Below are 23,849 nucleotides of genomic sequence, written 5' to 3'. Positions count from 1 at the left end.
ACTGAGTTAATCAGTTAAACAATCTTATTGCGGATGATGCCGATGCCAGTGATGTTTGTTTCCATCACATCACCTGGCTTCATAAACTCCTGAGGAGTTCTGCCTGCGCCAACCCCAGATGGTGTGCCAGTCGCGATGATGTCGCCAGGCAACAAAGTAAGACTACGTGACAACTCAGAAATAATGACCGGAATCTTGAAGTACATCTGCTTGTAACTGGCGTTTTGTTTCTCAACACCATTTACACGACAGATAATGCGTGTGTCATCTAAATTGACGCCGCCGGCAGTCACTACCCATGGGCCCATTGGACCATGACCATCTAAACTCTTACCCTTGAACCACTGACCAGAGTGACGCTTTTGTTGAACATCACGAGCAGTTGTGTCGTTATAAGCTGAATAGCCAAACACATAGTCCATGGCATTCTCTTCAGAGATATTCTTACCCTTTTTGCCAATGACTACCGCCAGCTCAGCCTCCCAGTCGATCATGGTTGAGTAGCTGCCGTCATAAGGAATATTGTCGAACGGGCCATTCATGGTTTGCGTGCCTTTAGTAAAGAGCACGGGAACCTTTGGATACTCCTTCACTGCAGTGTCGGCACGATGCTTGAGACCCTCTTCAAAATGGTCCAGGTAATTCCAGCCCACGCAATAAATATTGCTTTGTGGCTTAGGGATAGGCGATAACAAAATCACATTATTCACATTCGCTAAATTACTTCCACGACCTTTAAACAATGTTGCCAACTCCAGCAAGCCTTTGTTGCCAGAAGCGGCTAATGAAATCATGGAAGTAGGATCGAACGAGAGCTGTACTTTTTGACGAGCCGCTTCTGCGGGGATATCAATCACCATACCGTCATTGGTAACCAAACCCAATCTTGAGGTAGCGCCCATTTTAGGTAAATAGTTGGCAATTCTAAGGCCCGCTTTACCAGTCAATGGCTCAACCACAATCGGCGGCTGACCATCAGTAGCAGCAATTGCATTAGAAATAAACATACCGCTCATAGCAGCAGATGCACCCAATTTAAGCGCATCTCTCCGATTTGTATCCACAGCGTCTCCTTCAATATTTTTGTTTTAAATGTCTTATTAAGACTTATTCGTTGTTTATTAAACAATCTGCCGTAAATATTAATACCAAACCCGTTTCTTAGGCCAAATTTTGGAAATATCGCTATCCTCTAGGGGTGCAGCCCTTGAGAATCCCTCCCCAAATTCGCCCAGTTGTCTGGCTTACGATCCTTCTCGGGCTAAGCGCCTGCGAACGAGAGGTCTATACCACATGGAGCTGTAACTCCCCTTCTGAACCCAAGATTTCCATGGTGCTGCGAAAGGCTCAAATGGAATTTAAGGAGGCGAAGCTGGATTATTGCGGTAGTTTGGGCACCCAAAGCTACTTTGATGAAAAATGCTCAGGTCAAACCAATCAATCGAAGACCATATTTTCTCCCTCCTCAGGATTGCTTTTGATCAATGGTCAAGAATTCCAGTGCACTGCCTTATAAAAAGAATGGGAATGCATTGCTGATGAATCGACTTAGCCCCAAGAAATTACTCCTTACTAAATGGACAGCAGTTAAGCCGATTGCCAAGCAAAAGCATTTCTTGGTGAGCAAAGTAATTCTGCCAGAACCGCCAAACGAGAAAATTGAGTTCGTCGAAATTGAGGCGATCTACTCGAAGCAAACTACGCAAATTGCTTGGCGTGACCTCACCAATAGCGAGCTATGGCTACAAGGCTGGAAATAAAAAACCGCCCCAGTTCTGAGGCGGTTTGGTTTTAGCCTAGTCTAATCAGGTCTATTCATCAGCCCTCTTCTTGCCACCAGATTTTTTAACCAGGTCATCAATATTCTTTTCAGCAGTCTCGGCTACTTGGTTAACAATACGACGCCCTTCTTTGAACATGTTTTGCCCTGTCGTTGACATCTCATGAACTACCTTTGATAGCTTGTCAGCATGTGCTGGCATTTTATTTTCAGCATCCTCAAGCCAAGTTACCAAAGAGCTACGAACCTTTTCAAGATGCTTCTCAGTTTCATCAGCAGCACCTTCGCCGAGATCTTTTAAAACTGCTTTTACCTTCTTTTGATATGCGGCTGCACGTTTCGCAGTTTCTTTTGCAGCTTCTTCCTGCAAGTCTTTTAATTTAGCTAAATCGTTCTTAGCAGCTGACTTGGCGCTATCGAGGGCATTTTTCATGCCCCACTCAATCTCAGCCATATGATGCTCACTTAATTTTTTTGCTGCCTCAAGCAAAGTATGTGAGTAATCAAATAATTCTTTTGCTTTTTCACGCTGCCATTTTTGAAGTTCTTTTGCATCCATTTTTACGCTCCTATAAACAAGGGTTAATAAAGCTTTAGCATTTAACTCTATACCGAAATAGACGAACTGCCAATTCCCCGAATTTACCGCATTAAAATGACAAGATGAGTGAAAAAATAACCATTTATGAGTCTATAGGCGGTATAGACCAAATTGACGCATTAGTAGATCGTTTTTACGATTTAATGGCTCTAGAACCCCATTTTGAGGATCTAAGGTCCATGCACCCTCAGGACCTTTCCGGCTCTAGGGAAAAACTCAAGTTCTTCCTCACCGGCTGGATGGGTGGTCCTGATATCTACTCACCTAAATATGGCCACCCAATGCTAAGGGCTCGACATTTGCCATTCAAGATTGGCCTAAAAGAGCGAGATCAATGGCTTGCTTGCATGTATAAGGCCATGGAAGATTGCGGGATTGACGGCAACGCTGCCAAGCAATTAGAAGAATCTTTTTTCAATACTGCCGACTGGATGAGAAATCAACCCAACTAATTATTCGATTAGTCGAGCTTTGCCCCTGCTTGTTTAACAGCCTTCGCCCAGCGCGGCATTTCTGCCGTAAGAAACTTAGTAAATTGATCGGCGTTTAAATAGGCGGGATCGGCACCCTGATCAATCATTTTTTTCTGGACCTCTGGTGATTCGAGTGTTTCCTTAAATGCCTGGCTCAACTTGTTCACAGCCTCAGGCGGAGTTCCTTTAGGTGCCAAGATTCCATAAAACCCAACAACCTCCAGATTGGCAACTCCAGTTTCAATCACCGTAGGAACATTAGGCAAAGCGGGATTACGTTTTGCACTACTAACAGCTAAGGCCTTTACTTTTCCCTGTTTGGCGTAATTGGCAGCCTGCGGAACAGACTCCGCCATAAATTGCACATGACCCGCAATCAAATCAGTAAAGGCAGGGGCGCTCCCCTTAAATGGAATGTGCACCATAAAAATTCCGGTCTCACTTTTAAGCATCTCTGGAACTAAATGAGAAATTCCGCCATTACCAGCAGAGCCATAGTTCAGCTTTCCCGGATTGGCTTTTGCATAAGCCACAAACTCTTTCAAGGTGTTTGCCTGAACATCCTTATTCACAATTAATGCAAGAGGTTGCTGGGCCGTTCTGGCAACAGGCTGAAAATCTTTTAAGGTGTCGTATGGGGGCTTGGTATAAATCGCAGGGTTAATGACCATCGTTCCCGTATTTGCGAGCAGCACGGTATATCCATCGGCGGGAGATTGCGCTACAAACTGAGCGCCAACTGCACCCCCAGCTCCAGCCTTGTAATCCACAATGACGGTTTGCCCCAAAGAAGATTGCAGCCTATCAACCAAAAGACGAATATGGGCATCCAGAGGACCGCCAGCAGGAAAGCCAATAATGATCTTGATGGGCTTGTCAGGATAAGCTGCTTTAGCGGGATTAATCGCCAAAAACGCAAATGCAATAAGCAAAAATATCCTGATAACTTGTATGGGCTTGTACATTAAGGGCTGCATTTAATTTACTTAGATACACTTTACCTTAAGACCACATTTGCAAAGTAGAAAATGATCGAAAGCACGATGCAGCTCCTGAGTGATCCCAATGCTTGGATTGCCTTTCTGACGCTCTCTGCCCTTGAAATTATTCTCGGCATTGATAACATCATTTTTATTAGCGTTATCGCCAACAGACTCCCTTCTGAAATTCGGGAGAAGGTTCGCCGCTTTGGTCTTTTGTTTGCGCTTGTCACCCGCATCCTTTTATTACTTAGTCTATCGTGGGTAATGGGTCTCACAAGCCCCCTCTTCAGCATCTCCGACCACCTGATTAGCGGCAGAGATTTAATCTTATTGCTTGGTGGCTTCTTCCTAATCTGGAAGGCTTCTAAAGAAATTTATATTGAAGTAGAGGTGGGTGAACATGGTGCTGAGCAAATTGATTCTCAAGGGAAAGACGGCGCCAAGTCAATGCTCTCTTTATTTATTGGCTCTGTTTTACAAATTGGCTTACTAGATATTATTTTTTCCCTAGATAGCGTGATAACAGCAGTGGGTATGGTGGACCAAATTAGCGTCATGATCGCAGCAGTCCTTGCTTCAGTTCTCATCATGCTCATTGCCGCTAAGCCTATAGGGGATTTTGTTCAGCGCCACCCCTCTATTAAAGTACTAGCCTTATCATTTCTAACGGTTGTAGGCGTAGTACTGATCGCGGAAGGAATGGGCGTTCACATTCCCAAAGGCTATGTCTACGTTGCTATGGCATTTTCTTTATCTGTTGAGCTTTTAAATATCCGCTCACGTGAAAAGAAAAAACAGTCAAAGTAAGTCCTGATTTGCGAGCGTCTTATAGAGATTGTGCGCACGCAAAACCGCTTGCCCATGCCCATTGGAAATTGTGCCCGCCCAAATGACCAGTGACATCGACACACTCACCAATGAAAAATAGCCCTTGGTGTTTACGCGACATCATCGTTTGTCCGTCGAGCTCTTTGGTATCTACCCCGCCCAACATCACCTCTGCCTTTTTCCAACCCAAGGTACCCGCAGGCTTTACAGACCAGTTCGTGAGCAGCTCCTTAAGAGCTTGACGATCTTTTTTAGAGACTTCGGCCCACTTGCGGCCCATTAGATTGCACTGCTCTGCAAATGCTTTAGCTAAGCGCTGAGGAAGCACAGAAGCCAAAATCGTTTCAGTAAGTTTTAAGCGATTCTCTTCGTTATTAAAGAGTTCATCACAATTAAATCCTCCAGGACGCTCAATTGCACCGAGCCAATCGATATGAATAGGTTCGCCCTCTTCCCAATAACTGCTGGCCTGAAGAACGGCAGGTCCTGATAATCCCTTGTGAGTCAGAAGCAAATCCTCATTGAATCTACAGGCGCCATATCGATGGCCCTTAGAGCCGGAGGCAATCCTGATTGGGACAGCTAGACCAGCTAATTCACTGAGATCGCCGAAGTTATCTGCAGTAAATGAGAGCGGCACTAAAGCGGGCCTAGAATCAATCACATTCAATCCAAACTGCTTTGCAACATCCAAGGAATAGGCAGTGGCTCCAATGGCGGGTACTGGTAAACCACCCGTCGCCATAACGACTGACTTGGATTTTTCAGTGCCAGCATTCGTTTGGATGACCCATCGATCACCTTCTTGCTCAATCGCTTGCACAGTGACCGGATGACGAATAGTCACATTCCCCTTGGCGCATTCTGAAAACAACAGATCAATAATTTGTTTGGCAGACTCATCACAAAATAATTGGCCTTGGTGTTTCTCATGGTAATTAATACCATGAGATGTTACTAGCTTGATAAATTCCGTTGAGGGGTATTTAGCAAGCGCACTTTTTACAAAATGCTGATTGAGAGATAAGAAGTTAGCTGGGTTGCTATGGAGATTGGTGAAGTTGCAACGGCCACCGCCGCTAATACGAATCTTCTCGCCCAATACCTCAGCATGATCCAGTACAAGTACTTTTTTGCCTAACTGGCCAGCAACTCCTGCGCAAAATAAGCCCGCTGCTCCACCACCGATAATGATGGCATCCCAAGTTTTACTCATACATTACTCAAAACGATCAATGATGTCAGATGAGATGTTAAGTTTTCTCATATGAAGCTTGGTATAGGCTTGGCGGAAGTTCTTAGTCATGGAGATCATGACTGAAGCGGTCCATGCGAAGGAGAACATTCCAGAAAAAGCGATGATGACAGCTAGCATTTTCCAGCCATCTGGAAGAATGTCCTCCATAAATCCCATTGCCGTATAGGTACTGCCACTAAATAGAATGCTTTGCCCCAATGCAGGCAGCAATTTGAACGCGTACAAAGCAATGCCCCAAATCACTATTTCAGCAATGTGAGTCAAGAATAAGCAGAAGATACTCACATAAAAACAGAGAGCTACGGCAGAGTATTTCTTCTCAGCCAAATACAGAAAAGTTTTCACTTCATAGCGCTTGGCAATCTGCAGTAACGCTACTCCATGAAAAACCATGATCAACAAGAGCATGGCGGCACCCAAAAGATAGCCCGGAAGATCTAGAGATGTAGCGATACTAGTTTGCGAGGGATTCATAGGGGAGATTTTACAGGTGAGTGTGTTAACCCAGTTGATACCAATCCCGAATCACCTGCCAAGTCTCCTGAGCGCTCTCAGAGAAGTAAATAGTTTGCATATCCTCCTCATTAATCACGCCAAACTCCACCATGTGATCAAAGTTAATCATTTCATTCCAATATTCTTTGCCCACCAGAATCACGGGAATGGGGACGACTTTTTTAGTCTGGATCAGTGTCAACACCTCAAATAATTCGTCACAGGACCCAAACCCACCAGGAAAGGCAACGATCGCTCTGGCGCGCAACATAAAGTGCATCTTGCGCAACGCGAAGTAATGAAAGCGAAAACTTAAGCCGGGGCTGACATAAGGATTGGGGTGCTGCTCCCTAGGCAGGCTGATATTAAAACCGATGGTTTTATCACCCGCCTCAAATGCACCTCGATTAGCGGCCTCCATAATCCCGGGGCCGCCCCCTGTGCAAATATGAAGTTTATTAAAGTTGCTCTCTTGAGTGGCGTTGTAATGAGCCACTAATGACCCAAATTCTCGGGCTGACTCGTAGTACTTGCTATGTAAGAGCGCTTTACCAGCAATAGCTATCTCCGCTGGAGTCTTAGCTTTTTCCTTCAGGGCAAATGCTTCTGCATGACTAACAAAACGAGTTGATCCGAAAACCGTAATCGTATGTTCAATACCATGCTCCTTGAGTAGGATCTCGGGCTTTAATAGCTCCAATTCAAAACGAATGCCAATCGTTTCCCTGCGAGACAAAAAAGCCTCGTCACCAAAAGCAAATTTATAAGAATCCTCAGAATCTTCTTCTGATATTTGATTCTTATGTAAATTTAAAAACTCAGTAATTGTCTGCGAGTTATTAATGGGGAGTTTTGGACTCATGTTGCAACCTTTTGACATCTATTTAGGCCCATCTTACTCTGCGAACTAAATCAGTATTAACACCTAGATTAGCCAAGGATTTGAGGGCTTAGGGCTTATCAGGATTTACCTAGCAATTAAGCCGAGTTAAGATTGCCAGAATTTCAACTAAATCGAAGGAAAAGCAATGAGCAACCGTTCAATCATCATCATGGTGCTAGTTTTAATTGGTGCCACCGCCTACCTACTCCTTAAAGGCGACGGCAACGTTGATATGGGCGGCGAAAAGCATGGTGCAGAAGCTGCTCATATGGAAGAAGCTAAGAAAGATGCTCCTGCTGCTGCCCCAACAGCACCTGCTGCTGCTCCAGCGGCTGATGCTAAGAAGTAATTTCTTCTTTTGCCGATAAAACCGCGGCCCGCCGCGGTTTTTTTATCTCTATATTTTGATGAAGCCGATTTTCTCCTCGCTCCTATCTCTTACGCTTTTGTGCATATCGCAACTTGCTATTAGTCAATCATCCAAGCCCATGAAAACCATTGATCAGCCCACCTTATCTTCTTTTGCTCCAACTGGTGTTTTGCGTGTTGGCATTAATTTAGGAAATCCGGTCCTTGCTAATGAAGATCCAAATTCAAAAAACTTGTATGGAGTGACGATAGATATTGCCAATGAGATTGGAAAACGCATTTCATTGCCCGTGCAATTAATCCCCTTTAAATCGGCAGGTGCAACAGTAGATGCAGTGAAGACTGGAGAAATTGACTTAGTCTTTGTGGCGATTGATCCAGTCCGGGGCGCAGACATCAGCTATACCCCAGCCTATATTCAAATTGAAGGCGCTTATATGGTGAAAGCTTCGTCACCTTTAAAGGCGAATGATGAAGTGGATACTGTCGGCAATGAAATCGTAGTAGGAAAAGGTAGCGCCTATGATCTTTACCTTACGCGTGAGATTAAGAATGCCGCCGTTCTGAGAGCTGCGAGCTCACAGGCAGTGATTGATGACTTCATGTCTGGAGCAGGCAATGTTGCGGCAGGTGTCAAACAGCAGCTAGAAAGTGATGCTAAGCGCTATGAGGGATTGCGCATGCTACCTGGTCGATTCATGGTGATTAATCAGGCGATTGGGATTCCGAAGGCTAGAGCCAATTATGAAAGTACAAACACCTATTTAAGCAATGTCATCGCAGAACTCAAGCAGTCTGGGTTTGTAGCAGACGCTATGAAACGTCACAATATCCAAGGCGCAAAAGTAGCCGACTAAATAAGATAATTGGGTTAGCACTGATAAGAATGCAAGCGCTCCGGAATTATGACCTTAGTCCAATGCAATTCATCCCTGATGCATTGAGCTAAAACTGATGATGACTCTGGTTCACCATGCACAACAAAGACAGCACTTGGTTCCCGCTTGAATCCTCTAAGCCAGTCTAGTAAACCCGCCTGATCAGCGTGAGCAGATAAACCACCAATTGTATGAATCGAGGCCTTTACCGGAACCTCCTCACCAAATAGTCGAACCTTCTCCACCCTATCCACCAAACGTCTACCCAGACTTCCATATGCCTGAAATCCAGTGATGACAATGGCATTTTGTTCGCGCGGCAAATTACTGGCTAAGTGATAAACAATACGGCCAGCATCGCACATGCCACTCGCTGAGATAATGATTGCTCCACCTTTAATTTTATTCAAGGCCTTTGACTCTTCCACATCCGCAATAAAGCGAAGATCCACAGCCTCCGGGTTATTTTTGTACCATTCAAAAGTAGCTTGAGACTGACCATCCAATTGGGAGAAAAAGTGCTGGGTGAGATGTGTCGCTGCAGTAGCCATGGGTGAGTCAACCCAAATGCTCAAATGGGGTAGACGCCCTCTTCTTACTAAGTCGATTAAGAGAAATAAAATCTCTTGGGTGCGCCCTACTGCAAAAGCAGGCATTACTACGTTGCCATGCGCGGTCATAGTTGAGGTAATAACCTCAACTAACTCATCCTCGGTATCTTGCAAGCTGCGGTGTAATCGATCTCCGTAAGTAGATTCAACCACAACAACATCAGCCTCTTGAATTAAATCAGGGTCAGGCATTAAGACTTTACCCTTCATGCCGATATCACCTGAAAATACACAGCGCTTTTTCTCAAGCTCATCTTCTGCAATATCGATTACAGCAATAGCAGAACCCAAAATATGTCCGGCATTATGAAATTCCAACTGGATTCCAGGCATCAACTCTAATGACTGCCCATACTCCAAAGTCTCAAACTGGGTCAGAGTCATTTCAACTTCCTCCCTGGAATACAGGGCAACAGGCACCTCTCCACGCCACTTTCCAACCTTGATTTTTCTCTCGGCCCTTTCTACGTCGGCGCGCTGCAAATGGGCGCTATCGAGTAAAAGAATTTTCAATAACTCGAAGGTAGCATTTGTGCAGTAAATCGACCCAGTAAAACCTTGTGCGCATAAACGAGGTAACAAACCACTGTGGTCAATGTGCGCGTGCGTTAGCACCACGAAATCGAGATCTTTTGGTGAAAATGGTAAAGGCTCGAGATTCTTATTTGTTGCCTCACGCCCACCCTGAAACATGCCATAGTCAACCATGAAACGCCTTGGCATGCCAGATAACATGACCCCAACCAAATGGCGAGAGCCTGTTACCTCACCTGCCGCACCAAGAAATTGGATCTTCATGTGTTCAGCATACTCTTTCCTATAATTTGCTCAAGACCCCTGAAATCAGAGCGATACTATTCATATGACCATCAAACCAGCGACCCTTGACGCCCTTAAATTGGTTAGATTTCTTGAGCGTGAGGCTTCAGAACATAAAGGTAATGCAGGAAAAGTTGTTTTAATAGGTGGCGCACCAGGAATGGCGGGCGCTCTCATTTTGGCGGGCAATGCTTGTTTACATCTTGGCGCCGGATGGACCATCTTAGAAATTCTAGATCCTGCTTCAGCACGCGCAGATATCGATCACCCCGAGCTCATGATTCGCCTTGCGACAGACGGTATTCGTCAAATACTGAATGCGACTCAACCTGATGTTGTTGCTATTGGCCCAGGCCTTGGCAAATCCCCTTTAGCAATTCAATGCCTAGGTGCAACACTTTCATACCCTAACATTCCACTAGTAATTGATGCTGATGCGCTCAACTTAATCAGTGAATCTCCCGAGCTACTCGAGAAACTACAAGTTCGGAATCAAGCACTTCCAGGGTTGACTGTTCTCACCCCTCACCCCGGCGAAGCGGCAAAGCTTTTAATGACCACCACAGAAAAAGTGCAATCAGATCGTGTGGGCGCCATTCAAAAGTTAGTTGAATTAACCCAATCGATCGTCGTTCTTAAAGGGCAGCACACCCTGATTGCCTCCCCACTTCATTCGACGGTTCAATGTCTTGCCGGAAATCCCGGCATGGGTACCGGAGGCATGGGGGATATTCTGACGGGAAGTATTGCCGCAATCGCTGCTCAAGGAATACGCCATCAATTGGATCTATGGCAAGCCACCGCTATTGCAGTTGAGTTGCACGCCAGCGCAGCAGATAGCTTAGTGAGCAAAGGGATTGGTCCCGTAGGTCTTACTCCCACAGAGACCATTTTAGAAATGCGAGCGCTTCTCAATAAGCTGTTATAAATCGTTATGCATTCAGCAAGCGCAGCACATCATCACCGACGTTACCTCTATGGCATTTTGATGGCCGGAGTAGGCTCTATGCTATTTTCTGGCAAAGCTATTTTGGTCAAACTTGCTTTTGGTTATGGAGCAAATGCGGAGACTCTTCTAGCCTTACGTATGCTCATGGCTCTCCCCTTGTTCTGGGGGATCTTTTGGTGGGAGTCGCGCCGTAAGAAGATGGACCCCATCACCTGGCTTGATCGTGCTAAATTATTTTTCCTCGGATTTTTAGGTTACTTTTTATCCAGCTACATTGATTTCCTGGGACTTCAATACATCTCGGTTGGCCTGGAGAGAATTGTTCTTTACCTCACACCAACTATTGTTTTATTAATCTCGTATTTTGTTTTAAAGAAACCCGTATCTCAACTACAGTGGTTCTCACTCATCGTTGGCTACATTGGGGTTTTTATTGTCTTTATTCAAGATGCCAGCTCCACCGGCATTGGCGCTTGGTTAGGTATGGCTCTCGTATTCGGCAGCGCCTGCTCCTATGCGGCCTACATGATTGGCGCTGGAGAAATGGTGAAGCGTATTGGTAGCGTGCGCTTAGTTGTCTACGCCAGCTCAGCCTCGGCATTTTTGAGCATAGCGCAGTCGACTATCCATAACCCGCTAGCCATATTTGAACAAGCCCTGCCCATTTATTGGTTTAGCTTACTCAATGCAAGTTTGTGCACCGTGATCCCAATGCTGCTGATTATGATCGCCATCAATCGCATCGGATCTCCACTAGTAGCTCAAGCCGGAATACTTGGCCCTGTCTCCACCATCTTTATGGGATATCTCATTCTGGCAGAGCCAATCACTTGGACGCAAATTAGTGGCATGACTTTGGTGATGGCCGCAATGTGGTTATTAGTGCGCAATGATGCGCCAACAAAAAAGTCACCAAATCCCAAAGGGTCTGATGACTTTGATGGTGCGGAGCCCCTCAACTAAGGGGGACTCGTTTAAGCGTATTACTGAGCTGCGGCGTCAGCTGCTGCTTTAGCTTTCTTTTTTGCTTTCTTTTTTGCTTTTTTCTCAGCCTTCTTTTCTTTCTTTGCTTGTTTCTTTGCCTTTTTATTAGCAGACTTCTCAGTCGGAGCAGCAGCAGGGGAAGCCACTGGAGCGGCGGCAGGGGAAGCCACTGGCGCCGTTGCAGGAGCTGGATCAGCAGCCATCACAGAGATGGGAGCAATACCAATAGCAGCAGAAATCAGGGTTGCCAGGCTCAAGCGAGCGATACGAGAAATCATGTAATTCTCCAAGATAGTTTGTGGATAATTTAATAATACTCAAAAATTTGAAAAAAATGCTTCATTTTTAAAAGGTTGCTCATGAGTGATTTCCCAAAAGATATTTTTACCGAGCCCCAGGGCTACTCCGTCAATACCCTAGAACAGCTTGGACCCTTGACTGGCATGGCTGGCATCTGGGAAGGTGTTCGTGGCTTAGACGTAAAACCCAAAGCAGAAGGGCCTAAGAAGCAAGCTTATGTTGAGAGAATTGAGCTCCAACCAATTGATCCCCAAACCAATGGCCCTCAGCTTTTTTATGGCCTGAGATACCATACCCACATCACCAAACCCGATCAAGTAAAGACCTATCATGACCAAGTGGGGTATTGGTTATGGGAGCCCGTAACTGGCAACATCATTCATACGCTGAGTATTCCTCGGGGCATGATTACGATGGCCTCTGGTAATGCCGCTGAAAATGCAAAGCAATTTGAATTGCATGCAAAAGAAGATGATCGCTGCGCAGGCATCTCATCCAATCCATTTTTAGATTACGCCTTCAGAACGGTTGAGTTTCGTATTCAGGTTTCCATTCACGATGATGGCACTTGGTCTTATGAACAAGACACGGTGATGAAGATTAAAGATCAAGCAGCGTTATTTCATCACGTTGATAACAACACTCTGCACAAGATCGGAGAAGCCACCCCCAATCCCCTGGCTAGATAAAAGTAGTATCACCCTAGAATGCAATAAAGGCCATCAGATGATGGCCTTTATTTCTTAATGCTGAACTACTTTATTTGACTACGCAGGCTGCGCTTCTGTCTCGGTAATTTTTTCTAACGCAGTTGCAAGATGTCCAACGGTGCGGTCAACATGCGTTAATTTTTCCAGACCAAACAAGCCTAGGCGGAAGGTCCGGAAATCTGGACGCTCATCGCATTGCAACGGAACGCCCGCTGCGGTTTGTAAGCCCAGGGCAATAAATTTCTTACCAGATTGGATATCAGGATCTTTAGTGAAGCTCACTATTACACCTGGAGATTGATAACCTTTGGCCGCCACTGAAGGGTAACCCTTAGATACCAATAGATCGCGGACTTTCGTACCCAATTCAATTTGTTTGGCTTTTAGTGCTGCAAAACCAAGTGACTGTGTTTCTTTCATCACATTACGCAAAATCTTTAAAGCGTCAGTAGGCATAGTCGTGTGATATACGTGGCCACCTTTTTCATAGGCCTCCATAATCTGTAACCATTTTTTCAAGTCCATAGAGAAGCTAGTGCTTTGAGTTGAGTCAATGCGTTCACGGCCTCTTTCACCCAGCGCAATCAAGGCGCAACATGGTGAGCTGCTCCAGCCTTTTTGTGGCGCTGAAATCAACACATCAACATTACATGCCTTCATATCAACCCACATTGCGCCAGAAGCAATGCAGTCCAATACAAAAATACCATCCACTGAGCGCACTGCCTCGCCAACGGCTTTAATGTAATCATCTGGAAGGATGATGCCAGCTGAAGTTTCAACGTGCGGTGCAAAAACAACCGCAGGCTTTTCTTTCTTAATAAATGCTACTACCTCTTCAATCGGAGCGGGTGCAAAAGCGCCTTGAGCAGAGTTATCCACTTGGCGACCTTTTAAAATGGAGATGTCTTTGAAAGAGCTATCCAAATCAAAAATTTGCGTCCAGCGATAACTAAACCAGCCATTGCGTAATACCAGGGATTTCTTATTGTTAGCAAATTGGCGGGCTACAGCTTCCATACCAAACGTTCCGCTACCGGGAACGATGACTGCAGAGCTAGCGTTATAAGCGTCTTTAAGGACACTCGATATGTCGACCATCACGCGCTTGAACTCTTCAGACATGTGATTTAAAGAGCGGTCGGTATAAACGACTGAGAACTCTAACAAACCATCTGGATCAACATTGGGGAGTAAACCTGGCATAGTAATTTCCTAGGGATTTCTGTGATTAGCCCTAAATGATACCGATTTAAGGCTTTCTTGGGGGCCGGAACCCAAAACCCCTCTTAAAAGGGCATTTTTGCCAGTTTTGGCAGACTCACCTTCCCCTTTTGGAGGAGATAACAATACCCGCAACAATCAGGGTAAAGGCGAGCCCATGAAACAGTTGGGGAGGCTCACCCAGCATAGCCGCTGATAAAAGCGCAGTAAATAAGGGTATGAAATTAGCAAAAAAGGCGGCAACCGTAGGCCCTGCTCCATTCACACCCAGACCCCAACAACGATAGGCAATTAAGGATGGGCCAATTGCAACAAAGACAATTAAAGAGGCGGTCCACCAATTCAGATCCAGAAAAGCATGACCGGCTGCAATTTCAAAACCATCAAAAAATCCCGTCCACAACAAACCCACTGTTACTTGCGCCATTAAAAATTCAGCCCATGGCCATTGACGTTCTGAACTAGAGCCCGGACGACTCAACATCCAACTGTAAAAAGCCCACAAGATTGTGGCCAACATAATTAAAAGATCGCCCACTACCATTTGCATAGTCAGTAAGGCTGCTAGATCTCCACGGGTGAGCACAATACCAACACCTAATAAGCTCACTACCGCGCCAATCATCTGCAAGATGCTGGGCTTTACTTGATAAAACACCGCACCAATAAATAGCATCCAGATGGGCATGCTGGCACCGATCAAGGTGACGTTAATGGCGGTAGATGTTTGAAGTGCGAGGTATAACAGGACGTTATAGCTGCCTACCCCAAATAAACCCAAGAGAAGGAAACGTTTCTTGTTTTGCCATAAGGCACTTCCCGGCATCAGAACCCGCCAACCCAAGGGAAGCAAAAGTAAGGCAGCCAATCCCCAGCGGACCACGCTTAAGGTAATTGGGGAGATGCTTCCAACCAATACTCGCCCAGCGATTGCATTGCCTGCCCATAAAGCGGTAGCTATAAGCAAGTAGGCAATTGTGGCGAAATTCAGCTGACCCATTCGGCGACTTTATAGGGGAAGTAGTTATTTGAGGTCCCCAAGCAAGGGATACCCTAGCATTGTAGAAACAAATCCCCGGTATTGCTAAGATAGAGCTTAAATTAAGCTTTTGCTTCTACAAAATAGCATCAAACAGAAGGATACATTGTGGCAATCATTACCAATATAGAAGACTTGCGGGTCCTCCATCAAAAGCGCACCCCCAAGATGTTCTACGACTATGCAGACTCAGGATCATGGACCGAGTCAACGTACCGCGCCAATGAATCCGATTTTCAAAAGATTAAGTTACGTCAGCGTGTAGCGGTGAACATGACTAACCGCACCACTAAGACAACCATGATTGGTCAAGAAGTTGCTATGCCGGTAGCACTTGCACCTACAGGCCTAACTGGAATGCAACATGCCGATGGTGAAATTTTAGCCGCTAAGGCTGCTGAAAAGTTTGGTGTGCCATTCTGCTTATCCACTATGAGCATTTGCTCAATTGAAGACGTAGCCGAACACACCACAAAACCATTTTGGTTCCAACTTTACGTCATGAAAGATCGTGGCTTTATTGAGCGTTTGATTGAGCGCGCTAAAGCGGCCAAATGTTCTGCACTAGTTTTGACTCTGGATTTGCAAATCTTAGGTCAACGTCATAAGGATCTAAAGAATGGTCTCTCCGCTCCTCCTAAGCTGACGATTGCCAATATGATCAATATGGCGACTAAGCCACGCTGGTGCTTGGGTATGGCTATGACGCCACGCAGGACTTTCCGTAATATCGTTGGACATGCTACTGGTGTGGGGAACATGTCTTCACTATCTTCTTGGACTGCAGAACAATTTGATCCGGGCCTCAATTGGGGTGATGTGGAATGGATTAAAAAACTCTGGGGTGGAAAGCTCATTATCAAAGGCATCTTAGATGAAGGTGATGCGCGCTTGGCAGCAAACTCGGGCGCTGATGCTTTAATTGTCTCTAACCATGGTGGCCGTCAATTAGATGGCGCGATTTCTAGCATTCAGGCTTTACCCGGAATTGTGGGTGCTGTTGGTAAAGATATTGAAGTCTGGATGGATGGCGGTATTCGCTCAGGTCAAGATGTTTTAAAAGCGTGGGCCTTAGGTGCGCGTGGCACGATGATCGGCCGCCCCTTCCTATATGGCTTAGGCGCCATGGGTGAGGCTGGTGTAACCAAGTGCTTAGAGTTAATTCACAATGAGTTGGATATCACCATGGCATTTACAGGCCATCGCGATATTCAGAATGTGACTAAAGATATTTTGTACCCGGGAACCTTTTAAATTTTTCCTCTTCTTAACCACCCTCTTGCTGTCTTTGGTGTCTCACTTTTAGTATTTGCCCTCTCTGTTTGGTTTGGGTATGCCGCACTGAGTCGCTTCCGAACAAAAGATACCGAGACATCTGCAGATCTCGGCATTATTCAGACTGCCACCTTAACCTTGCTGGCCTTAATTATTGGCTTTACTTTCTCAATGGCTATTAATCGCCATGATCAGCGCGAGATCTTTGAGGAAGGCGAGGCGAATGCCATTGGCACTGAATTCTTAAGAGCTGATCTTCTACCTCCAAAGGCTGCTGCCGCAACGAAGAACCTCTTACTTCAATATACAGATCAACGCATTCTGTTTTACTCAAGACAGAGTCCCGAAAAGATTGAAGAGATTCGCAGAAAAACAGATCAACTGCAAACCGCCCTCTGGAATGAGATTCTTCCAACCGTTCGCATGCAACAGACTGCCTCTATTGCATTAGTTGCATCCGGCATGAATGATGTTTTGAATTCTCAAGGTTATGTACAAGCAGCTTGGTGGAATCGTATCCCTCTTACGGCATGGGCTTTGATGGCAGCAATCGCTATTTGCGCCAATCTCTTGGTTGGATTTGGCGCGCGAAATTTTAAGAAGAACATCGGCCTATTCATGATCTTTCCTTTTGTTATCTCGGTCTCTTTCTTTTTGATTGCTGACATTGATAGTCCAAGAGGCGGAGTCATTCGCATTGAAGCTAGAAACTTAGTGGCGCTAAAAAATAACCTAAGCCAACAGATGGCAATTACCAGTCCATCTGTTAGCAATCAATAAGCTTCACCATAAAGGCGGTCCAGATGAAACGAGTAGTGGATGTTTTTAAAAACCGGGGGCGTGAACTGGTATGGACTTATGTCATCGATCTGCAGAATGATGAGGAATTCCATCCTGGGCAGCTAGATTTTGAATTTGAGGCGCTTAGGCTCTCGCAAATAGATAAGCGTGGTCTAGCAAATGAGCTTAGCGCCAAGGTTAGGCTCAATAACTAGGTTTAAATGCCGCCTTAAGGGGCAAAATCCCTGGCATCAATAATGTTAATGAGATTGATTATCATTTATGATGAGCTCACTTAACATCCGCATTGAATGTCTAAAACCAAATACCACCCAGCCTCCATATTCTTCCATTGGCTTGTTTTCTTCCTAGTTGTCGCCGCTTTTGCAGTGATTGAACTCAAAGGACAGTTTCCCAAAGGAAGCGAGTCTCGTGAGCTATGTAAATCAATCCATGGCGTTATCGGACAGCTCATTTTTATAGCAATGGCCCTTCGCCTAATCATCCGCTTAACTTATGGCGTTCCTGAGCCCACAAACCCAAAGACTTTGTTCATTTCATTGGCCAAGGTCATGCATTGGCTGCTGTATACCCTGCTCTTGATATCGCCCATTTTTGGCATCCTGTATTTTCAGTATGGCGGCAAAGAAATCCACTTTTTGGGCTTGGTGTGGCCTCAGCTGGTCGCCCCCAATCCGGAGATGAAAAAAGTAGCTGAAGGGATCCATGAGTTTTTAGGAAATTCGCTCTACTTTTTGATTGGCATTCATGCTTTAGCAGGCTTGTGGCAACATTACGTCGTAAAGGACGATACACTTCGTCGTATGTTGAATAAAGTTGATGCTTAAAATGAAACCTCTCTCTAAAAAAGCCAAGATGGCAATAGGCTGGACAGTCCTAATGACGGTGGTGGGCACCGCAATGCTGCATCAATGGCAATTTTTTGCTATGGGTTGCGCATCTATTGCCTTTTTACTCGCAGCAAACCAATACGGTCTTCTTAAAGACCCTGAAGACAAAAAATAATCCCGCTTTATTAAGAGCGGGATTTATTAGCAACCATCCCAGAATCTGGGACTTCTATTACAGAGTTGGGTAATCTGTGTAGCCCACTTCCTCGCCACCATAAAAAGTAGCGCGGTTATATGGATTTAGTGCGGCACCCTGCTGAAATCTCTCTGCTAGATCTGGATTAGAAATGTAGAGACGGCCATAAGCTACTGCATCAGCTAAATTATCTTCTAACACCTTCTCACCCATAGCTTGGTCATACCCACCAGCGGTGATAAATTTTCCTTGATAAGCAGCACGGAACATCTCGGAGGTAATAGGGGCATCCTCAAGAACTTGATCACCTCCGCCAGCACTGGTTGAGCGAGGCTCAATCATATGCACGTAAGCTAAGTTATAGCCATTAAGCTTCTTAATTGCAGCAGTAAATAATGCTACCGGATCACTATCACCCATATCATTGAAAGTACCGTATGGTGAAAGGCGAACCCCCACCTTATCACTCGGGAATACTTCGCTTACAGCTTCGATGACTTGACCCAATAGACGCAGACGATTGTCGATCGAGCCACCATACTCATCCATACGTTGATTGGTTTTGTCTTGCAAGAACTGATCTAGCAAATAGCCATTAGCCGAGTGAATTTCAATACCATCAAAGCCTGCAGCTTTTGCATTCTGTGCTGCCGCCTCAAACTCCTTGAGCAAGCGAGCGATGTCTTCCAAACTCATTGCCGTTGGAGTCTCATAGTCGTGGAGTTTCCAATCTGCACCATACGTTTGACCAGCCGCAGCAATTGCAGAAGGTGCCTCAGGTACGCCCTGCTCTGGATGCAAGGAAGAATGGGAGATACGACCCACGTGCCACAACTGCGCAACAATCGCACCGCCCTTAGCATGCACTGCCTCAACAATCTCTTTCCATGCAGCGGTTTGTTCTACCGAATAGATTCCAGGCGTCGCTGGGTAACCTTTACCCAATGGAGAAATCTGTGTTGCCTCAGTAATAATAAGTCCGGCACTCGCACGTTGCGCGTAATAGGTTTTAGCTAACGGGTTAGGAACATCACCACCAACAGCACGCATCCGCGTGAGCGGTGCCATCACTAAACGATTTTTTAAATGAAGTGCTCCCAGATTTACCGGGGTGAACATAATTTCTTTGCCTGACATTTGCTGCCTTTTAAATGAGTAAAAAGAGGGATGACTGTAACAAGGATTGGTAAATTTTGCTGAACATGCGATTAAGCGACGCCAAATTGTTCGCGTATGCAATCTGCCAGCGCATTAAATTCTTGAGTATGTGCGGTAGAGGGGCGCGCAACTAAAGCAATCACTCTCTTGGGCGCTGGTGAGGCTAACTCTTTTGTCACTAACTCAGAGTTATTTAATAGACTGCTTTTAACTGCCATTCCAGGAAGTAAGGCAATGCCAAGTCCAGACTCTACCATTTGCAATAAGGTTAACAAACTAGTTGCTTCCATCCCCTCGGCTTTACGAATGTCCGTGCGCTTACACGCTTGCAAGCTATGCTCTCGTAGACAATGACCCTCTTCGAGCAGCAAGAGGCGTTCGGCCATCTTGGCAGGTAATGTCACTTCCTTTCCCCTCAATGCGGGATCTCCATCCTTGGCAACCAACCAAAAATGGTCGTCAAATAATTCTTGAACAAGAAGGCCTTCTACATCATATGGAAGTGCTATCAAAGCAAAATCTAATTTATGCTCAGCTAACCTGGAAAGTAAATTCGCAGTGAGATCTTCTCTCAAAGTAATTTTGAGATCTGGAAAACGTTTACGAACTTCTGGCAAAACAGTGGGCAATAAAAATGGTGCGATGGTTGGTATGACACCCAAACGAATTGTGGCAGTCATGGGCTTACCGGTTGCGCCTGCATACTCCACTAAATCCTCAGATGCCGCCAAGATTAGCTTGGCACGCTCTAGAACTTCCAAACCTATTGGAGTGATAGATACATTCTGTCGATCACGCTCGACCAAATGGATCCCCAATGCATCCTCCAGTTCCTTCAGACCAGCACTTAAAGTCGACTGGCCAACAAAACAGGCTTGAGCTGCACGGGTGAAATTGAGCTCTTTTGCCAATGCAACGAAATACCCCAGCTGCCGTAAAGACGGTAAATAAGCCATTTTCCCTCCATTATCGAATAATTAGATAAATACTATCATAATGATTCATTAGACTGATCAATAAATAAGGCGCACACTGCATTCATGGTTGAGAAAGCAGCAAAGAATACTCAACAAACCATAGGTCTTAATAAAGGAATCAAAATGACACGTCCAGAAATCAAAACCATCCAAAACTTGGAGTCCGCATTCGCTGGTGAATCCATGGCTCATATTAAGTATCGTTATTTTGCAAAATTGGCTCGCGCTGCAGGCGATGAGGAAACTGCAAAGATTTTCGAGGCCACTGCCGACCAAGAAGTCATGCACGCTTTTGGTCACCTAGACCTGCTCTACCCTGCTGGCACTATTACTCCGGCACGTGCTTTAGAGATCGCGATTGAAGGTGAAACTTATGAGTACACCGAAATGTATCCTTCGTTTCGTAAAACGGCGGTAGAAGAAGGTAATGCAGCTGCAATCCAGGAGATTGATGAGCAAATTGCAGAATCCAAAGAGCATGCAGAGCAATTTCAGGCGGTATTAGCCAAAGCAGCAAAACGCTTCGCTGCATTAGCAAATGTTGAGGAGCGCCATGCCAATCATTACAAACTAGCTTTGGAAAAGGCAAAGGTATTTGCAGCCCAATAGGGTGACGCAGAAATATTTAGAAATTAAATTTAAAATCAACAGACTATTTAAGGAATCAAAATGAAAACTTACCAATGTATCGTGTGCGGCTATATTTATGACGAAGCAAAAGGAATCCCAGAAGATGGCATTCCAGCTGGCACACTCTGGGCTGATGTACCAGAAGACTGGGAATGCCCTGATTGCGGTGTAGCAAAAGCAGATTTTGAAATGGTTCAGGTAAGCTAAGGCCACTTCAGCACCCCTTCACCCTGTTTACCTATTCGTCACTTGGAGAGCCCAGCTTTGGATCAAACTACCCCTCAATCCCAATCCGCAATTGTCATCATTGGCAGTGGATTGGCTGGCTACACAGTTATCCGCGAAATCCGAAAATTGGATAAAGCAGTCCCCATTACGCTAGTAACACGTGAGCCTGGTTACTTTTATTCCAAGCCCATGCTTTCCACCGCTCTTGCGAGCAAGAAAGAAGCAGCGCAATTAATCTCTACGCCAGCTGATGGCATGGCAACGCAACTAGAAATGACTGTCTTGGGTGAGTGTGATGTAAGCGCAATTAATCCTAGTGCGCAAACCATTCAAACTAGTAAAGGTGAAGTACCTTATGGAAAACTGGTAATGGCTTTGGGTGCCGATCAAATTCGTCTCCCACTTCAAGGGAGCGCTGCGAACGAAGTCATCACAGTAAATGATTTGGAAGACTACGCACGCTTTCGTAATGCAATCACCGGAAAAAAGAAGATTGCCATTCTGGGTGCGGGCCTGATTGGCTGTGAATTCGCCAATGATCTTGTGCTGGGAGGTTATGAGGTAGATGTGATTGATTTAGCCCCGCAGGCTCTTGGTCGGCTCTTGCCTGAAGCTGCAGCTTTAGAGCTACAGGGAAAGCTCAGTGCGACCGGGGTGTGCTGGCATCTGTCCACAACCGTGCAGGCGCTAGATCGTCACGGAGATTCTTTGCAGGTCACACTAGCTAATGGCAACACAATCTCTTGCGACGTATTTTTATCGGCCGTTGGTCTAAAGCCCAGAATTGAATTAGCAAAAGCTACTGGCATTAAGACCGATCTTGGTATTCAGGTAAATCGCGAACTTGAAACCAACATTAAAAACATCTTTGCTATTGGAGATTGCGCAGAGGTGGATGGCTTAGTTCTGCCTTACGTGATGCCTATCATGCAAGCAGCAAGAGCATTGGCACCAACCTTAACCGGACAGACTACCGCACTTACCTATCCAGCGATGCCGGTGATGGTCAAAACCCCAGCCTTAGCCACTATTGTTTCTCCACCCGCTAAAGGTGCTGAAGGTAATTGGACGACAACCGCTGTTGAAGGTGGTCTAGAGTCTCGTTTTGAATCTGCTGATCACAAGTTGTTGGGCTTTGTATTAATGGGTACCGCTACCGCACAACGTGGTGCATTAACTAAGGAGCTGCCAGCTATTCTGGATTAAATCCCCTAGATTGATTTGATTGATCAACCAAAAAGGCCCGCGATGCGGGCCTTTTATTTATGCGGCTGGTAGTGATTAAGAAACGATCACAAACCATGTAGTGTTATGCGATTGAGCAACCATCAAAAACAACATTGGTACGGATAACAATGTATTTAAACGGGATGTCAGCATTGCAACGCGAGCAGATTTTGCCTTAACGTCAGCTTCAACAACAACGATGCCAAGAGCACGCTTTTGATTTGGCCAAATAATGAACCAAACGTTAAAGGCCATTACCAAGGCAATCCACATACCCAAACCAATTGCGCGGAATGGAGCTTGCAATGTAAATGCTTGGTGTAAGTAACCATTTAAAGCGGCAACAATCAAACCGGTTAGCACAGTAAACAAAGCTGCGTAACGGAACCAGAACAATGCTGCCGGAGCAATCACTTTTCCAATCGCTGGCTTTTGCTCATCAGGAATCTTTGGCATTGAAGGAATTTGCACAAAATTAAAGTACCAGAGCAAACCAATCCACATCACACCAAACATCACGTGTAACCAACGGAAAACAAACGGTAATTCAGCAGAACTAAAGTTGCCGCCCAAAGCCAAAATAATGAGGGCGAGGAGGACGAAGCCCGCAAAAACGGTTCGCCCTAAGGAGGTCAAGATTGATGTCATTAGATTTTCCTAAATAAGATAATTTAAATTAAGCAAAATTTTGACTAGCAAAATCCCAATTCACCACATTCCAAAAGTTTTCCACGTATTTTGGTCGCGCATTGCGTGTGTCAATATAGTAAGCATGCTCCCAAACATCACATGTCATGAGCGGCTTAGCATCTGTGGTGAGAGGCGTTGCAGCATTGCTAGTGGAAGCAAGATCAAGGCTGCCATCTGCTTTTTTAACCAGCCATGCCCAACCTGAACCAAAAGTTCCTACAGCACATTTTGCAAATTCTTCTTTGAATTTATCAAATGAGCCCCACTTAGCATTGATAGCATCAGCCAACGGGCCGCTAGGTGCTCCACCACCATTTGGCTTCATGCTTGACCAATAAAAGGTATGGTTCCAAACTTGTGCGGCGTTATTAAAAACACCGCCTGTAGATTTCTTAATAATGTCTTCAAGAGATGAATTTTCAAACTCAGTCCCTTTAATCAAATTATTTAAATTAGTGACATAAGCCTGGTGATGTTTACCATAGTGGTACTCCAAAGTTTCCTTGGAGATATATGGGGCCAAAGCATCGAGTGCATATGGCAACTGAGGTAAGGTATGTTCCATTTGTATTCCTTTTAATTACATTACGCAAAATATAGATTAATTTTGGGTAACTATAGACTATTCTGGGGTTTTTGTTTGATTCAAGAAA

Annotated in this window: 30 protein-coding genes; 16 read left to right on the top strand and 14 right to left on the bottom strand. The window is 45.3% G+C overall.

What is annotated here, in order from left to right:
* Positions 1-14: 14 nt before the first annotated feature.
* Complete coding sequence (locus FD963_RS03395; RefSeq protein WP_215363009.1) at positions 15-1,064, bottom strand: fumarylacetoacetate hydrolase family protein; 1,050 nt, start codon at positions 1,062-1,064, stop codon at positions 15-17.
* Positions 1,065-1,538: 474 nt separating this feature from the next.
* Between FD963_RS03395 and FD963_RS03390 the strand changes: the two genes are divergently transcribed.
* The gene (locus FD963_RS03390) at positions 1,539-1,760 is read left to right on the top strand and encodes a TIGR02450 family Trp-rich protein (protein WP_215363007.1); all 222 of its coding nucleotides are present in this window, start codon (positions 1,539-1,541) and stop codon (positions 1,758-1,760) included.
* Positions 1,761-1,811: 51 nt separating this feature from the next.
* On the opposite strand, the gene FD963_RS03385 is transcribed toward FD963_RS03390, so the two are convergent.
* On the bottom strand, positions 1,812-2,339 hold the full coding sequence (locus tag FD963_RS03385) for a phasin family protein (protein ID WP_215363005.1): 528 nt from the start codon (positions 2,337-2,339) through the stop codon (positions 1,812-1,814).
* Between the two features lie 104 nt (positions 2,340-2,443).
* On the opposite strand from FD963_RS03385, the gene FD963_RS03380 reads away from it, so the two are divergent.
* Entirely contained in the window at positions 2,444-2,833 is a 390-nt protein-coding gene (locus FD963_RS03380; RefSeq protein WP_215363003.1) for a group II truncated hemoglobin, read from the top strand.
* Between the two features lie 8 nt (positions 2,834-2,841).
* Here FD963_RS03380 and FD963_RS03375 read toward each other — a convergent pair whose 3' ends face one another.
* Positions 2,842-3,819: a tripartite tricarboxylate transporter substrate binding protein gene (locus tag FD963_RS03375; RefSeq protein ID WP_215363001.1), complete on the bottom strand. Its 978-nt coding sequence runs from the start codon at positions 3,817-3,819 to the stop codon at positions 2,842-2,844.
* 63 nt (positions 3,820-3,882) lie between these two features.
* Between FD963_RS03375 and FD963_RS03370 the strand changes: the two genes are divergently transcribed.
* Positions 3,883-4,644 (top strand): TerC family protein, encoded by a 762-nt coding sequence (locus FD963_RS03370; protein WP_215363000.1) that lies wholly within the window; start codon positions 3,883-3,885, stop codon positions 4,642-4,644.
* Positions 4,645-4,663: 19 nt separating this feature from the next.
* Here the strand turns inward: FD963_RS03370 and FD963_RS03365 are convergent, their stop codons facing one another.
* Genes FD963_RS03365 through FD963_RS03355 form a run of 3 tightly spaced genes read right to left on the bottom strand, consistent with a single transcriptional unit; the run spans position 4,664 to position 7,280 of the window.
* Entirely contained in the window at positions 4,664-5,881 is a 1,218-nt protein-coding gene (locus FD963_RS03365) for an aminoacetone oxidase family FAD-binding enzyme (RefSeq protein WP_215362998.1), read from the bottom strand.
* A gap of 3 nt (positions 5,882-5,884) precedes the next feature.
* On the bottom strand, positions 5,885-6,397 hold the full coding sequence (locus FD963_RS03360) for a hypothetical protein (RefSeq protein ID WP_215362996.1): 513 nt from the start codon (positions 6,395-6,397) through the stop codon (positions 5,885-5,887).
* Positions 6,398-6,422: 25 nt separating this feature from the next.
* Positions 6,423-7,280 carry an LOG family protein gene (locus tag FD963_RS03355; protein WP_215362995.1) on the bottom strand — a complete coding sequence of 286 codons (858 nt, stop codon included), beginning with the start codon at positions 7,278-7,280 and terminating at the stop codon, positions 6,423-6,425.
* A 166-nt stretch (positions 7,281-7,446) separates the two neighbouring features.
* Between FD963_RS03355 and FD963_RS03350 the strand changes: the two genes are divergently transcribed.
* Together FD963_RS03350 and FD963_RS03345 are read left to right on the top strand one after the other, a co-directional pair.
* Complete coding sequence (locus FD963_RS03350; RefSeq protein WP_072582947.1) at positions 7,447-7,650, top strand: hypothetical protein; 204 nt, start codon at positions 7,447-7,449, stop codon at positions 7,648-7,650.
* 139 nt (positions 7,651-7,789) lie between these two features.
* Positions 7,790-8,527, top strand: coding sequence for an ABC transporter substrate-binding protein (locus FD963_RS03345; RefSeq protein WP_215362993.1), 738 nt, complete (start codon positions 7,790-7,792; stop codon positions 8,525-8,527).
* A 14-nt stretch (positions 8,528-8,541) separates the two neighbouring features.
* Here FD963_RS03345 and FD963_RS03340 read toward each other — a convergent pair whose 3' ends face one another.
* Entirely contained in the window at positions 8,542-9,957 is a 1,416-nt protein-coding gene (locus FD963_RS03340; protein WP_215362992.1) for an MBL fold metallo-hydrolase RNA specificity domain-containing protein, read from the bottom strand.
* A 64-nt stretch (positions 9,958-10,021) separates the two neighbouring features.
* On the opposite strand from FD963_RS03340, the gene FD963_RS03335 reads away from it, so the two are divergent.
* Positions 10,022-10,906, top strand: coding sequence for an NAD(P)H-hydrate dehydratase (locus FD963_RS03335; protein ID WP_215362990.1), 885 nt, complete (start codon positions 10,022-10,024; stop codon positions 10,904-10,906).
* 6 nt (positions 10,907-10,912) lie between these two features.
* Complete coding sequence (locus FD963_RS03330) at positions 10,913-11,890, top strand: DMT family transporter (protein WP_215362988.1); 978 nt, start codon at positions 10,913-10,915, stop codon at positions 11,888-11,890.
* Between the two features lie 20 nt (positions 11,891-11,910).
* Here the strand turns inward: FD963_RS03330 and FD963_RS03325 are convergent, their stop codons facing one another.
* Entirely contained in the window at positions 11,911-12,189 is a 279-nt protein-coding gene (locus FD963_RS03325) for a protein tyrosine phosphatase (protein WP_215362986.1), read from the bottom strand.
* Between the two features lie 81 nt (positions 12,190-12,270).
* Between FD963_RS03325 and FD963_RS03320 the strand changes: the two genes are divergently transcribed.
* Complete coding sequence (locus FD963_RS03320) at positions 12,271-12,900, top strand: FABP family protein (RefSeq protein WP_215362984.1); 630 nt, start codon at positions 12,271-12,273, stop codon at positions 12,898-12,900.
* A 78-nt stretch (positions 12,901-12,978) separates the two neighbouring features.
* On the opposite strand, the gene FD963_RS03315 is transcribed toward FD963_RS03320, so the two are convergent.
* Together FD963_RS03315 and FD963_RS03310 are read right to left on the bottom strand one after the other, a co-directional pair.
* The gene (locus tag FD963_RS03315) at positions 12,979-14,127 is read right to left on the bottom strand and encodes an aminotransferase class V-fold PLP-dependent enzyme (RefSeq protein ID WP_215362982.1); all 1,149 of its coding nucleotides are present in this window, start codon (positions 14,125-14,127) and stop codon (positions 12,979-12,981) included.
* 115 nt (positions 14,128-14,242) lie between these two features.
* Complete coding sequence (locus FD963_RS03310; protein ID WP_215362980.1) at positions 14,243-15,145, bottom strand: DMT family transporter; 903 nt, start codon at positions 15,143-15,145, stop codon at positions 14,243-14,245.
* A gap of 147 nt (positions 15,146-15,292) precedes the next feature.
* Between FD963_RS03310 and FD963_RS03305 the strand changes: the two genes are divergently transcribed.
* The 5 genes from FD963_RS03305 (at position 15,293) to FD963_RS03285 (ending at position 18,265) form a co-directional block, all read left to right on the top strand.
* Entirely contained in the window at positions 15,293-16,438 is a 1,146-nt protein-coding gene (locus tag FD963_RS03305; protein ID WP_215362978.1) for an alpha-hydroxy acid oxidase, read from the top strand.
* A gap of 192 nt (positions 16,439-16,630) precedes the next feature.
* Complete coding sequence (locus FD963_RS03300) at positions 16,631-17,239, top strand: hypothetical protein (RefSeq protein ID WP_251367289.1); 609 nt, start codon at positions 16,631-16,633, stop codon at positions 17,237-17,239.
* A gap of 23 nt (positions 17,240-17,262) precedes the next feature.
* On the top strand, positions 17,263-17,454 hold the full coding sequence (locus FD963_RS03295; RefSeq protein WP_215362976.1) for a hypothetical protein: 192 nt from the start codon (positions 17,263-17,265) through the stop codon (positions 17,452-17,454).
* Between the two features lie 96 nt (positions 17,455-17,550).
* Entirely contained in the window at positions 17,551-18,087 is a 537-nt protein-coding gene (locus FD963_RS03290) for a cytochrome b (RefSeq protein WP_215362974.1), read from the top strand.
* Positions 18,080-18,265 carry a hypothetical protein gene (locus FD963_RS03285; protein ID WP_215322382.1) on the top strand — a complete coding sequence of 62 codons (186 nt, stop codon included), beginning with the start codon at positions 18,080-18,082 and terminating at the stop codon, positions 18,263-18,265. The genes FD963_RS03290 and FD963_RS03285 overlap by 8 nt, the downstream gene beginning before the upstream one ends.
* A gap of 57 nt (positions 18,266-18,322) precedes the next feature.
* On the opposite strand, the gene FD963_RS03280 is transcribed toward FD963_RS03285, so the two are convergent.
* A complete protein-coding gene (locus FD963_RS03280; protein WP_215362972.1) occupies positions 18,323-19,423 on the bottom strand; it encodes an alkene reductase in 1,101 nt (366 codons plus the stop codon).
* A 71-nt stretch (positions 19,424-19,494) separates the two neighbouring features.
* The gene (locus FD963_RS03275) at positions 19,495-20,400 is read right to left on the bottom strand and encodes a hydrogen peroxide-inducible genes activator (RefSeq protein WP_215362970.1); all 906 of its coding nucleotides are present in this window, start codon (positions 20,398-20,400) and stop codon (positions 19,495-19,497) included.
* Positions 20,401-20,544: 144 nt separating this feature from the next.
* Here FD963_RS03275 and FD963_RS03270 point away from each other — a divergent pair, with 144 nt between their 5' ends.
* Genes FD963_RS03270 through FD963_RS03260 form a run of 3 tightly spaced genes read left to right on the top strand, consistent with a single transcriptional unit; the run spans position 20,545 to position 22,485 of the window.
* Complete coding sequence (locus FD963_RS03270; protein ID WP_215362968.1) at positions 20,545-21,030, top strand: rubrerythrin family protein; 486 nt, start codon at positions 20,545-20,547, stop codon at positions 21,028-21,030.
* A gap of 60 nt (positions 21,031-21,090) precedes the next feature.
* Positions 21,091-21,258 (top strand): rubredoxin, encoded by a 168-nt coding sequence (locus tag FD963_RS03265; RefSeq protein WP_068321654.1) that lies wholly within the window; start codon positions 21,091-21,093, stop codon positions 21,256-21,258.
* A 57-nt stretch (positions 21,259-21,315) separates the two neighbouring features.
* On the top strand, positions 21,316-22,485 hold the full coding sequence (locus tag FD963_RS03260; RefSeq protein ID WP_215362966.1) for an NAD(P)/FAD-dependent oxidoreductase: 1,170 nt from the start codon (positions 21,316-21,318) through the stop codon (positions 22,483-22,485).
* 75 nt (positions 22,486-22,560) lie between these two features.
* On the opposite strand, the gene FD963_RS03255 is transcribed toward FD963_RS03260, so the two are convergent.
* A complete protein-coding gene (locus FD963_RS03255) occupies positions 22,561-23,154 on the bottom strand; it encodes a urate hydroxylase PuuD (protein WP_215362964.1) in 594 nt (197 codons plus the stop codon).
* 28 nt (positions 23,155-23,182) lie between these two features.
* Positions 23,183-23,761, bottom strand: a complete 579-nt coding sequence (locus FD963_RS03250; RefSeq protein ID WP_215362962.1) for a superoxide dismutase — start codon at positions 23,759-23,761, stop codon at positions 23,183-23,185.
* Between the last annotated feature and the right edge of the window lie 88 nt (positions 23,762-23,849).

It is taken from the genome of Polynucleobacter sp. JS-JIR-II-50, assembly GCF_018687895.1.
GTDB lineage: Bacteria > Pseudomonadota > Gammaproteobacteria > Burkholderiales > Burkholderiaceae > Polynucleobacter.
The sequence above is the reverse complement of the archived record's forward strand: the minus strand, read 5'-3'. Positions and strand labels throughout refer to the sequence as shown.